This window comes from Aquisalibacillus elongatus (assembly GCF_003843875.1).
Lineage (GTDB): Bacteria > Bacillota > Bacilli > Bacillales > Alkalibacillaceae > Aquisalibacillus > Aquisalibacillus elongatus.
This window is the reverse complement of sequence record NZ_RKRF01000008.1, coordinates 61,922-74,529: the sequence shown is the minus strand read 5'-3', so window position 1 is coordinate 74,529 and position 12,608 is coordinate 61,922. Positions and strand designations below refer to the sequence as shown.

14 protein-coding genes are annotated in these 12,608 nt (G+C 39.3%); 10 read left to right on the top strand and 4 right to left on the bottom strand.

From position 1 onward, the window contains the following. Nucleotides 1-60: 60 nt before the first annotated feature. From EDC24_RS05590 to EDC24_RS05580, 3 genes are all read right to left on the bottom strand, one after another. The gene (locus EDC24_RS05590; protein WP_124220554.1) at nucleotides 61-618 is read right to left on the bottom strand and encodes a sugar O-acetyltransferase; all 558 of its coding nucleotides are present in this window, start codon (nucleotides 616-618) and stop codon (nucleotides 61-63) included. A gap of 76 nt (nucleotides 619-694) precedes the next feature. Then, entirely contained in the window at nucleotides 695-1,429 is a 735-nt protein-coding gene (locus tag EDC24_RS05585; protein WP_124220552.1) for an aspartate/glutamate racemase family protein, read from the bottom strand. Further along, nucleotides 1,419-2,150: a maleate cis-trans isomerase family protein gene (locus tag EDC24_RS05580; RefSeq protein ID WP_124220550.1), complete on the bottom strand. Its 732-nt coding sequence runs from the start codon at nucleotides 2,148-2,150 to the stop codon at nucleotides 1,419-1,421. The genes EDC24_RS05585 and EDC24_RS05580 overlap by 11 nt, the downstream gene beginning before the upstream one ends. 121 nt (nucleotides 2,151-2,271) lie before the next feature. Between EDC24_RS05580 and EDC24_RS05575 the strand changes: the two genes are divergently transcribed. From EDC24_RS05575 to EDC24_RS05535, 9 genes are all read left to right on the top strand, one after another. After that, on the top strand, nucleotides 2,272-3,936 hold the full coding sequence (locus EDC24_RS05575) for an L-aspartate oxidase (protein ID WP_124220548.1): 1,665 nt from the start codon (nucleotides 2,272-2,274) through the stop codon (nucleotides 3,934-3,936). After that, nucleotides 3,914-4,207, top strand: a complete 294-nt coding sequence (locus EDC24_RS05570; RefSeq protein ID WP_124220546.1) for a 2Fe-2S iron-sulfur cluster-binding protein — start codon at nucleotides 3,914-3,916, stop codon at nucleotides 4,205-4,207. Before EDC24_RS05575 ends, EDC24_RS05570 begins: the two co-directional genes overlap by 23 nt. A gap of 97 nt (nucleotides 4,208-4,304) precedes the next feature. Next, nucleotides 4,305-5,240 carry an NADP-dependent oxidoreductase gene (locus tag EDC24_RS05565; protein WP_124220545.1) on the top strand — a complete coding sequence of 312 codons (936 nt, stop codon included), beginning with the start codon at nucleotides 4,305-4,307 and terminating at the stop codon, nucleotides 5,238-5,240. Between the two features lie 189 nt (nucleotides 5,241-5,429). Next, entirely contained in the window at nucleotides 5,430-6,290 is an 861-nt protein-coding gene (locus tag EDC24_RS05560) for an AraC family transcriptional regulator (RefSeq protein ID WP_124220543.1), read from the top strand. Between the two features lie 102 nt (nucleotides 6,291-6,392). Next, entirely contained in the window at nucleotides 6,393-6,737 is a 345-nt protein-coding gene (locus EDC24_RS05555) for a hypothetical protein (RefSeq protein WP_124220541.1), read from the top strand. Continuing rightward, on the top strand, nucleotides 6,730-7,419 hold the full coding sequence (locus EDC24_RS05550; RefSeq protein ID WP_124220539.1) for a response regulator transcription factor: 690 nt from the start codon (nucleotides 6,730-6,732) through the stop codon (nucleotides 7,417-7,419). The genes EDC24_RS05555 and EDC24_RS05550 overlap by 8 nt, the downstream gene beginning before the upstream one ends. Next, nucleotides 7,416-8,417, top strand: coding sequence for a sensor histidine kinase (locus tag EDC24_RS05545; RefSeq protein WP_124220537.1), 1,002 nt, complete (start codon nucleotides 7,416-7,418; stop codon nucleotides 8,415-8,417). The genes EDC24_RS05550 and EDC24_RS05545 overlap by 4 nt, the downstream gene beginning before the upstream one ends. Before the next feature lie 130 nt (nucleotides 8,418-8,547). After that, nucleotides 8,548-9,309: an ABC transporter ATP-binding protein gene (locus EDC24_RS05540; RefSeq protein ID WP_124220536.1), complete on the top strand. Its 762-nt coding sequence runs from the start codon at nucleotides 8,548-8,550 to the stop codon at nucleotides 9,307-9,309. After that, a complete protein-coding gene (locus EDC24_RS05535) occupies nucleotides 9,299-11,248 on the top strand; it encodes an FtsX-like permease family protein (RefSeq protein ID WP_124220534.1) in 1,950 nt (649 codons plus the stop codon). The genes EDC24_RS05540 and EDC24_RS05535 overlap by 11 nt, the downstream gene beginning before the upstream one ends. Before the next feature lie 141 nt (nucleotides 11,249-11,389). On the opposite strand, the gene EDC24_RS05530 is transcribed toward EDC24_RS05535, so the two are convergent. Further along, nucleotides 11,390-11,998 carry a DUF3267 domain-containing protein gene (locus EDC24_RS05530; RefSeq protein ID WP_124220532.1) on the bottom strand — a complete coding sequence of 203 codons (609 nt, stop codon included), beginning with the start codon at nucleotides 11,996-11,998 and terminating at the stop codon, nucleotides 11,390-11,392. 185 nt (nucleotides 11,999-12,183) lie between these two features. Here EDC24_RS05530 and EDC24_RS05525 point away from each other — a divergent pair, with 185 nt between their 5' ends. Beyond that, a complete protein-coding gene (locus EDC24_RS05525; protein WP_124220530.1) occupies nucleotides 12,184-12,594 on the top strand; it encodes a hypothetical protein in 411 nt (136 codons plus the stop codon). Nucleotides 12,595-12,608: the final 14 nt, after the last annotated feature.

The window sequence follows — 12,608 nt, the reverse complement described above, 5'->3', positions numbered from 1 at the left end:
ACTTTACTGCCGGATTACCATTCTTTACTACCGGATTCTGCTTATCTTTCACCGAATTCTTTACTCAATCACCTTAATCACTTTAGCAGGATTTCCACCTACTAAAACATCACTCGGCACATCCTTCGTAATCACAGCACCTGAAGCAATGACGACATTGTCACCAATCGTGACACCCGGATTAATAATGGCACCTCCGCCGACCCAGACATTATCTTCAATCGTCACGGGCTTTCCGTACTCAATCCCTGAAATTCGTTCCTCCGCATTTAATGGATGAGTTGCCGTGTAAATATGTACCCCTGGGGCAATCGCACAGTTATCCCCAATGCGTATCTCGCACACATCTAAAAATACACAGTTAAAATTCGCGAAAAAATCCTCCCCAACATGGATGTTATAGCCATAGTCACAACGAAAAGAAGGCTCAACGTTGAAATACTTGCCTGTTGAGCCAAACAATTCTTTCAAAATTTCCATTCGTTTTTTACGCTCGGTCTCTTCTAATGCATTAAATAATCTAGTAAGTCGGCGGGCATTTAACCGTTCTTGTACTAACACTGGGTCCTCAGGATGATAGAGGTCACCTTGTAACATTTTTTCTTTTTCCGTTGGCATGATCTGACTCCTTTTAATGGTGATATACTTACCTTAACAAAAAAACACGTGAATGAGGTCATTCACGTGATAAAAACTACATAAATCCTTGATACCGTGTTTTAACCACGGCTGTATGAACATAGTTAATCATTGAAATATAGTCAAAAACAGGAAGTCCAGTCGCCTGTTGAATCGCAGCCCCATATGGTGGAAGGCTGCTGCATTCGAGAAGTAACATTTTAATATCAGGGTATTTATCAACTAACGATGTTGCGACACTCAAGGCTTCTTGCTCCGCAATATCCGGGTCAAGTTCACCATTTTCTACATGAGCAGCTAGTCTGAAGTGCTCCTGATGCTCCATACCCGCAACACAAATTTTGTCTCGATCAACCTCGATTCCCATTCCATTTATTAAGTCATAATCAAAATGACCGGCATGACTACAAATAATTCCTATTTTCTCATGAGGTCCTAGCATCGATGACATAAATGGCAACTGAAGGAGACTTGATAAAAAGACCGGGACATTTAATTCGTGCGCGATTTCCTTTTGAAACATCGCCATGTAACCACAATCGCCTGTAATCGCCTTGACCCCTTCACGAACAAGGTCGTGTCCTGCTTCTAAAATTAACTCTTTTAATTCAGGGTCTTTTGCTAATAAACGATCAAACGTCAGGCCCTCCACGCGCTTGTAACGAACGGGAAACGAATAGGTTGAGGCATTGCCAACATCTCCAGGAATAAACGGTGAAAATGTTTCAAGCAATAATATACCAATCGACTCGCCATAACTCACCTGTCCTGGATTGGCCTTAATCAACACCTGAGTGCCCTCCTTTAAACAACATCCCTAACCCTTCTTGTGGTGTAAGTTTTCCAGCTAATCGCAAAGCCTCCCAAAAACTCACTTGATTTGCTGTTAACACCGGCTTTTGAACCCTCTCTTCCATTTCCTCGACCCAGGCTACTGAATGCAAAGCTGTATCTGGAACTAACAAGGCATCAGCCCCGTCAACATCGTGCTTAACAACCCACTGAATAACTTTTTCACGCTCTAGAGTTCCAACTTCAGCTGCTGTCATAATCCCTTCACTCGAAAATTTTACTACCTTGATCCCATGCTCTTCCAAAAATGCTTTAAACAACAGCGCAATATCATCAGGATACGTCGCAACAACAGCCACCCGGTCCAAGTTTAGCTCATCCGCTACATGAATAAACGCCATCGCTGTCGTAGATGCTGGGACTCTTAAAAAGTTTTCTAACGCCGTAATTTGCTCCTGAACACCTTCAATCCCAAGCGTGAAGCTCGCGCTCGTTGACGTCCATAATACCGAGTCTATATCCTTTCCTTTTAACCACTGCGCCCCTTCTATCAACCTTGGAATACTTCCCATTTCAGTTAACGCCCGAACCGTGTGTGCGTCTTTTTTAAAAGTCGTATGGATTAACGTCACATCAACAGGTGGATCTACCATTTTCCCCAATAACGGATAATCATCCTCTGCCGCAAAGCCAGGGTACAAAAACCCGACATGTGTCACCGGATCACCTCATTTATAAATACCTTTTTTTAAAACTATGATGCAAGCCTCTAACTCTTTCTAACTTTTACGAAAAAAATGGTCATTGTATAATACGGGTAACTCATTTATTAGTAATAGAATGTTAGTTTATGAAAGTGTGGTCGTGATGAACGTCATTTCAACGGATGTGCTAGTGATAGGTTCAGGTGCTGCAGGTCTTTCTGCAGCTGTTTATGCGGCAAATGTAGGACGGCAAGTGCTTATCTTAGATAAAGGCGCTTTAGGGAGAAGTGGGTCGTCGGTCGGAGCTGTTCAAATCGCAGGCCTCGGGGATTTTTCCCACCCAGAAGATGAACCAAATATTTATTTAAACGATATTTTAGACAGTGGTAGAGGTTTAAGTGACCCGTCACTTGCAAAAATTTTATCGAATGAAATTGATAAGCGACTCGGAGAAATTATGGATTGGGGACTTAAGCTCGATCAATCAAAAGATCAAAACGTCCTCCTTTCCCATACCTCTGGCCACCGTCTTCCGCGTTCTCTTAGTGCCAAAAAAGGCAAAACAGGACTTGGCATTTTACACACATTACGAAAAAAGGCAACCAAAAATAACCGAATCACGACGTGGAGTGATGTGATCACGGTGGAGCTTGTGAAAGATGGCAATCGTGTCATTGGTGCAGCTGTCATCGACCTTACAACGAATACCCCGTACGTCATTCAGAGTAAGTCCACCATACTGGCAACCGGCGGGGCAGCTCAGCTCTTTCCTGTTACGAGCAATCCTGTTCAGTCCACCGGTGACGGCTTTGCCCTAGGACTTCAAGCAGGTGCCACACTCATCGACATGGAACAAATTCAATTTTACCCCGTAAGTGTCGCAAAACCCGCTTCCATCGCAGGGCTTTGCATCAGTTTTTATCACTATTCAAAACTGTACAACGCAAACGGCGATCGCTTTATGACAAAATATGCCCCTGACACACTTGAAGATGCCACACGCGATGTGCTTTCCATTGCAATCGCAACAGAGCTAAAAGAAGGCCGCGGCCCGCTCACTCTGGATGCTACAGACGTTATCGACCAAGTGAAGCAAGAATTCCCACATGAATACCAGTTATGTGCTGACCAAGGTGTTGATTTGGCTAAAGAGCCAATCACGATTGCTCCTGCATCCCACTTTATGATGGGCGGCGTACTGATTAACGAATACGCCCAATCCGACGTCAAAGGCTTGTACGTAGCTGGTGAGACTTCAGGTGGTTTGCACGGTGGCAATCGCTTAGGTAACAACGCCCTTTCAGAGTGCCTAGTATTCGGGGCGCGTGCCGGCATCCATGCGTCTTACGAAACTTTCACTAAAACGCCTAAATACGACTTAGCGAAACTCGATAAGTTTTTACAAACCAAATCAGGCCAACATCGTCCTTTTGAGATTAAAATGTTGATCCAAGAAGTCATGAACCAATTCGTTGGTATTATTCGAACTGAAAGTGGATTACAGGAAGCCTTGAATCGAATGAACGCAATTGGACAAAAACTTCAAAACATCCATCTCAGTGACACATCAACTTACTCTCGCGAGGTGTTAGATTTCATTGAAGCCACACATATGTACAAAACAGCTGATGCCGTCGTCCACTCTGCCTTTCAACGTCGTGAAAGCAGAGGAGCACATTATATAGAAGAGTATCCAAAACTGCAAAACGCCATCATGCACAACTTATTCTACCGACGCCAAGGGCAGAACGAGTTACGGCAAAAGGAGGTTCACCCTAATGACACTACAAGTGAAAATTGATCGCGGTGTAACAACATCACAATACGAAATAGACTGGCAAGACGACATGACTGTTTTAAATGTGTTAGAAAACATCTACCGCTACCATGACCCCAGCATCGCCTTCCGGTTTTCTTGTCGTACCGGACTTTGCACCACATGCATGATGATGATTAACGGTAAACCTGATCTGAGCTGCCAGAAAAAAGCTGAACCAAGCGATGACGGCTTCCTTACCCTCTCCCCGCTTCCAAAAGGTCGGACGATTCGGGACCTCATTAAAGCGTACTAAAAGGAGATGTTTTAACAATGATCTAGAACGGCTATTACAATGGCACATGAATAATCTTAAATTCAAATCTCATAATAATGTTGAAAGAGGTGACAACATGAAAGCCATTGTAATCGATCAATACGGTGGAAAAGAACAACTGAAAGAACGTGAAATGGACAAACCGAAAGCTGAAAAAGGACAAGTCGTCGTTAAACTTCATGCGACATCCATCAACCCAATTGACTGGAAACTACGCGAAGGCTACCTTCAAGAGATGGTACCGTTTGAGTTACCTATTATATTAGGTTGGGATGCAGCAGGCGTCATTGACGAAGTTGGTGAAGGCGTCACAGATTACGAAGTAGGTGATAAAGTCTTTGCACGCCCTGAACTAACCAATAGAGGCACTTACGCAGAGTATGCGGCTATAGACGCTCATCTGTTAGCTAAAATACCAGAAAACATCAGCTATGACGAAGCTGCTGCTACCCCACTCACAGCCCTTACAGCTTGGCAATGTTTATTCGAACATGGAAACGTCAAGGAAGGCGACAAAGTCCTCATTCACGCTGGTTCAGGAGGCGTTGGATCATTCGCCATTCAACTTGCGAAAAACGCTGGCGCGTATGTCGCAACGACCTGCAGCACGAAGAACGTCGATTTAGTTAAGGACTTAGGTGCAGACGAAGTCATTGATTATAAGAAACAAAACTTTGAAGAAGTTCTATCCAATTACGATTTCGTCCTCGACACTCTAGGCGGCGATGTTCAGAAGAAAAGTTATCTAGTGCTTAAATCAGGTGGCGATCTAGCATCCGTCGCTGAACCACCAGAAGAAGACAAGGCCGAAACCTTTGGCGTTAACGCCTTTTTCGTCTGGTTAGAGCCAAAAGGCGAACAACTACAACAAATCGCCAAACAAATGGAAGACAGCAAACTAAAAGTCATCGTTGGCCACCGCTTCCCACTAAGTGAACAAGGCCTCCAGGATGCGCATGAATTAAGTGAGACTCATCATGCGAAAGGGAAAATTGTTATACAAGTTCAGTAAGTTTCAATCCACTCGATTCGTTCGAGTGGATTTTTTATTTACCAAAAATGATTAATTTTACGTTCGCTTTTCCTATATTCTTTAATTTGGTATTTAATGATAAGCTAGAACCATACAAAAGACCGCACAGAAAATCAGGAATTGAATTTATTGATCCAGTAACATTGTAGTTGAAAGGGAGGTTACAGCTTGGAAGGACTAAAACGTATGACAGATAGTATTGAATATATAGAAGAGCATTTAAATGAACAATTGGACATTGATTATGTGGCCGCAGTAGCTTTTCTATCAAAGTTCCATTATCAGCGGCTGTTTCATATGTTAACCGGAATTACGGTTTCCGAATATATTCGGAAAAGAAGATTAACAAGAGCTGCACAAGAACTGGTTGCAGGTGAAGGTAAAATCATCGACCTAGCTATCAAGTACGGTTATGACACGCCAGAATCTTTTTCGAGAGCATTCCGTAATATTCACGGTATAAGTCCATCCCAAGCACGAAAAGAAGGCAAAAGTTTAAAAGCCTTCCCTAAACTTTCCTTTCAAATACAATTAAAAGGGGATGAAGAATTGAATTACAAAATTGTAAAAAAGGAAGGGTTCAAAGTAGTAGGAAAAGAACTCCGCACCTCAACAAAAGGCGGTGAGAACCTAAAAAAGATTCCTGTTTTTTGGGAAGAATCTCATGAAAATGGCACTGTTCAAAAACTAGAAAAACACGCGGGGGATCTCGGCGTATTAGGAATCTGTATGGACTTTACACCAGAATTAGAGGAATTGTCATATATCATTGCTATTGAGAAGCCTGAATATGAACCAATGGATGGTTTAGTCGAAAAACACGTACCATCTGCTACTTGGGCAGTTTTTGAATCCGTTGGTGCAATGCCAGACGCCATTAAAAATGTATGGCAACGAATTTTTTCTGAATGGTTTCCCTCAACGGGCTACGAACACGCTGGAGGACCTGAAATTGAAGTTTATCCTAATGAAGATGCTTATAGCGACGATTACCGCTGTGAAGTATGGATTCCGATTATGGATAAATAATAAATTTTTTACTATGACTAACACGTAAGTTCATATGGATTTACGTGTTTTTTTGTTTGGAAAACTTATGGTAAAATAAAGAAAAATTTTGAGGAGAATTCCATGTCTGAGGAAACGAACAAAAGCCTAGACAATCTTAGATATGTAACAGCAACTGTTGTTATAATTCTGCTTTTAAGTGGCATATATTTTGTTTCAGATGAAAATTATACTAATGACTCAATAGCAGTTCTTTGTGCATTTGCGATTAGTTTTACTGTGAGTATCTATAGACTTATGAAATCTATGAAATTTAACGAAACAACGTCGTTGACCGAGTTCGTGATGGAAGGATTATTGGCGTTAATATGTTTTAGGGGTTATTGTTTGGGGTATTTGCCGATACTTAGGAATTGTTTAATAAATAATGCTTGTATTACTAGAGGAAAAGGTGAAATCGATGTTTAAAATCCTCATTATTGAAGATGATGTATCACTCTTTCATGAAATAAAAGAACGCCTTACGCAATGGTCATACGATGTATATGGCATTCAAAATTTTAATCAAGTCATTGAGGAATTCAGCGAGATCAAACCTGATCTTGTTGTTATTGATATACAACTTCCAAAATATGATGGCTTCCATTGGTGTCGAATTATACGTACGCATTCTAATGTGCCCATTATTTTCTTATCTTCTCGTGATCATCCTACAGATATGGTGATGTCAATGCAACTTGGGGCAGATGATTATATCCAAAAACCATTCCATTTCGATGTTCTCATCGCTAAGATACAAGCAACGCTTAGACGGGTTTATAATTACAATGTGGACAATATCCAACTTAAAACCTGGTGCGATGCTACTATTGACTATGAGAAAAACTCTGTCACCAATGAGCATGGCACAATAGAACTAACTAAAAACGAAACTTACATTTTAAAAGAATTAATTGAACATAAAAATAAGATCGTAAGCCGCGAAGAGCTAATCCAAAGCTTATGGGAGGACGAACGGTTCATTAGCGATAATACCTTAACAGTGAATGTCAATCGTCTCAGAAAACGATTAGATGAACTCCGTTTAGGACAATATATTGAAACAAAAGTTGGACAAGGTTATATTGCGAAGGAAGGCTACTCTTCATGATTATAAATTTTTTAATAGAACGAATCAGCTGGATTGTGTTATTTGTCTTTTTACAAGCATTGCTTTTGTTCATTGCATACATAGATTCTCAGATTTCCTTTGGTTCGCTCGTGTATTATACATTTTTATCAAGTGTAATCTTTTTATTGTTTCTAATCATTCGTTACAAACGTGAGACAAATTTTTATCAACAATTGGACAAGCGTGCTAGTTACCTTGATGAATCTGATATGCCACAACCTTTATCTCCTTTTGAACGAATTATTTCTCAGAACCTTACTGAACAAATAGAGCAATTGAAACAAATCGAATCTGATTATCGCACCAATCTTGAACAAGAAAAAGATGAGCTACTTTCTTGGATTCATGAGGTTAAAACGCCTTTAACGGCTATGCAACTCATTATCGATCGAATTGACAATCAAAAATTAAAAGCAGACTTGAACTATGAATGGCTTCGAATCCATTTACTACTTGACCAACAGTTACATAAAAAACGCATGGCCATTATTGAAAATGATCTCTATATTGAAAAAATAAATCTTGAACCGATCATTTATCAAGAAATTAAAAACCTAAAATCTTGGTGTATTCACAAAGGAATTGGATTCGACATTCAATTAAATGAGGGTGAAGTCTTAACCGACGGCAAGTGGTTAGCATTTATCATTCGACAACTACTATCAAACGCTGTAAAGTATAGTGAAAACTCAGAGATTATCCTAGTCAGTTACAAAGAACTTAACCATACTAAATTGAAAATTCAAGATTACGGCCGAGGCATAGATGCTAAAGACTTACCACGAATTTTTGAAAAAGGATTTACATCGACTGCCAAACACCAGGAACAATCATCCACTGGTATGGGCTTATACTTGTCTCAACAAGTCACAAATTCATTACACATTAACATGAAGGTTGAATCAACTTTAGGTGAAGGAACGACTTTTACCCTCACCTTTCCTAAGAAAAACGATTTTGTTCATATCTCAGACTAGACAATCATCTTTAACTTACACGCATGTGACAAAAATGTCACATGCGTTTTTGAATTGTTAGGTAAAATGAAGGAAAAGAACTACTTCTCCATATACAATGAATTCAGTTAAACCGAAAGGAGTTTTACACATGAGTCTTTTAAAAGCCCACAAAATTCATAAAAGCTATGGAAACAAATTTAACAGGCAAGAAGTCTTAAAAGGGATTGACCTTACACTTGAGCAAGGTGAATTCGTCAGTATTATGGGGGCATCTGGTTCCGGAAAAACAACACTACTCAACGTGCTATCTTCAATTGATCAAGTCAGCCATGGGACGATTGACGTAGAAGGGAACTTGATTACAAGTATGAAATCGAAAAAGTTAGCCGAATTTCGTAAACATCACCTCGGCTTTATTTTTCAAGAATACAATTTACTCGATACATTAACCGTTAAAGAAAACATTCTATTACCATTATCGATTCAAAACGTATCGAAAAAAGAAGCGAATGAACGATTTCAGGAACTTGCCAATGAACTTGGGATCTATGACACTCGTGACAAATACCCGAATGAAATTTCAGGTGGTCAAAAACAACGAACATCGGCAGCCCGTGCTTTCATCCATGAACCAAGTATTATTTTCGCCGATGAACCAACCGGTGCACTTGATTCAAAATCGGCTTCCAATTTATTGAATAAATTAAGTGATTTAAACGACAAACGTCAAGCTACCATTATGATGGTGACACACGATCCGGTTGCAGCCAGTTATAGTAAACGCGTCATTTTTATTAAAGATGGGCAAATTTACACACAACTCAACAAAGGCAATGAAGATAGACAAAGTTTCTTTCAAGATATTATGAAAACTCAAGGCGTATTAGGTGGCGTTCAAGATGAACATTAATCAACTTATCATCCGAAACCTTAAGAAAAACCTAAGCAACTACTACCTTTATGTCTTTGCGTTAATTTTTAGTGTAACGATTTATTTTGCCTTTGTTACGTTACAATACGATCCATCCATGGACCCAGCAACAGGTACAATTAAAGGTCAAGCTGCTGTTAAAGCAGGATCTATCGTTCTTATTGTCATTGTTGGAATTTTCTTGGTATATGCCAATAACCTTTTCATAAAACGACGTAGTAGTGAAATCGGGTTATTTCAATTGGTTGGGATGACAAAAGGACGTATTTTTCGAATCTTAAGTATTGAAAACTTCATCCTTTACTTTAGTTCTATGTTAATAGGAATCGCGATTGGCTTTGCCATTTCTAAATTAATGGTCATGATTGTCTTTAAAATCACTGGAGTCGAAGCGGTCGCTACACTTACTTTTTCACAAGAAGCTTTGATTCAAACGTTACTGGTCTTTCTTGGCATCTATATACTGATTATGGTTACTAACTTCGTATTTATTAAAAAACAAAGTATTTTAGCATTATTTCAAGTTCGTTCTTCTACAGAAATTAAAATAAAGCGCATGTCTATTTGGCAAATGATCATTGGTGTATTAGGCATTGGATTAATAGGAACTGGATACTATATCTCACAAAAACTATTTGACGGAGCATTTCTTTCGATTAATGAACTGTTCATGGCAATGCTTTTCATCCTAGCTTCTGTCATTATTGGAACGTATTTATTTTACAAAGGTTCTGTTGCGTTCATTTTCCAATTGATCCGCAAACAACATAATGGCTATTTGAACATTAATAAAGTCATGTCTCTATCTTCTATCATGTTCAGAATGAAGTCGAATGCGTTATTACTGACTATCATCACAACGATTTCAGCTCTGGCCATTGGTTTATTAAGTTTAAGTTATATTTCTTATTACTCAGCAGAACAATTGGCCGAAGATTATGTCGTCCATGACTTTTCTTTGGTTGATGAAGAATCGGTTAAGGAATTTACGACCATATTGGAGAACAATGACATCGATTACTCGATGAATCAGGTTGAGGTCATCCAATACCAAGCAGATGCATCTGACATCCTTGAATTAGATATGGATGGAGACAATACGATCACCATGGACCCTAGCGAGGTACCATTACCTATTGTGAGTGATGACAATTTCGATCACATCGATGTGGATAAAGGCAAAACTTTACTTACTGGTTACTCTGACCTTATGATGCGTTTTATGACGATTAAGGAATCTGGAGAAATAATTTTAAATGGTCAAAACGACACTTATGAGCTTCAGCAAACTGGCTTGAACCGTGAGTATCTCGTTTCATCTTATTTCACGAATGGCGGTGGCATGCCATTAGCTGTCGTTGATACATCGACTTACGAAAAACTAAAAGATGATTTAGACCCTGAATTCCAAAGAAGTTCTTTAATGTTTACGGGGATTGATGTCAACGATTTAGAGGAAGCAAACAATTTATTCTTAAGTCATAATATAGACGATTTGGCGGGGAATGAGTCAAAGTTAAATCAAAGCGAAAGGCAGAAAATGAACATGGGACTCATCATGTTTATTGTCGGATTTCTTGGTCTCACATTTCTGATTACATCAGGCTGCGTCCTTTACTTTAAACAAATGGATGAGAGTGAAAGTGAGAAGTCCAGTTACACTGTTCTTAGGAAACTTGGCTTCACTCAGTTTGATTTGTTAAAAGGAATCCAGTATAAGCAACTTTTTAACTTTGGAATTCCTCTGGCCATTGGATTACTACACAGTTATTTTGCCGTACAATCAGGCTGGTTCTTCTTCGGATCAGAAGTTTGGACACCGATGTTCATCGTGATGGGATTATATACACTCTTATACTCAATCTTCGGTATACTTTCGGTCATCTACTACCGAAAAGTCATCAGCGATGCACTGTGACGGAGAGGTTATGAGGGAAGATTCTAATTTATAAGGAAAACGGAACGCCTGCGCAAAATGGGTGTTCCGTTTTCCTTATATGTGACAAATTCCTAAAACCTAATGATGGAGCCATTCCATACCTCAAAATGATTATAAGATCTATGCTGCTTTCCAATATGTTCTAAAGCCGTTATTAATAATACTGCCTCCTTTAGGCACCTGCCTCATGATCATAAAGGAATTTAGAAAATCCACAGACGAAGACACTCCATTAATGATGATTAGCACTTTCAATAAAGGCGTTAACAAACCGAACCAACTTAAAATGATTGGTAATATTATCGAGATCAAGATAAACGGGGCAAACGAGACTATTAGAAATCGAGATTTAGAGATCATATCCTCCGTCAAGATAAAACCTGCCTGTAATGTAATCCCAAGATAAGTTTTGTTAGATTTCAAGAAGTTGGGGACAAACACTAAATGAATCAGTTCATGAATAATAATCATGGCAAAGAACCACACTATATGCGATAACGAGAGCGTAAACCTAAATCCCTCTTCAGTAAAACCAAACTCGTGCCAGGAAAGGCCATCTACCATTATGATGACCGCCAAGCATATGACTAGGTTAACTATCATAAACGGAATTGAGATAAGCGTTGCCTTCCCTATACTTTGGGGCTCTTTTAACGGGGTCCAATTGTTTTGTTTTAACTCCTGTTCATATTCATGATCCGCTTTTGGAATACTAAATCTAATTTTCATGATTTCTACTCCTTACATATGTACTTACAAACAAATACGAAAAAGTCCTCAACTATGTTTCAAGAATTATTAAAAATGGATAGTTGACTGGCCAGCCGTGTACGGACAAAGTCGTACATGGAGCACCTTGAAATACACCTATACAAACTGTAAAATTTATACCAAATCAAGTCTCGGAGGAAATCATGAAGAAAACTTTGATTCTAGCTTCGATCATTCTCGTTGTGGTTGTTGCCTCAATCGTTTGGTTCCAAAGTTCAAATAAATCTTGGGCATTCGAATCTCTTAAAATAAATCAAGATGATCTACCATTATCAGAGGAGCACGCTCAGGCAATCGCCAATCGTCATGTCGAAGGGCGAATCAATACTTATTTACCTAACCAGGATTCAGCATGGAATACAGTCTCTGGTATTAAATGGTCTGATTATCCTGACGAGGAAATTGATAACGTAACCGATCAAGGTGATTACTTCGTGGTTGAATTCAGACATAGAGGTGATTTTTGCGACCAGAAAGTTGTTTATGTGGAAAAAGAGACTGGACACGTCATAAAAGTAAAAAACGGATACAGTGATCATGAAGCCTGTAAGTAAATAAAACCCACTAC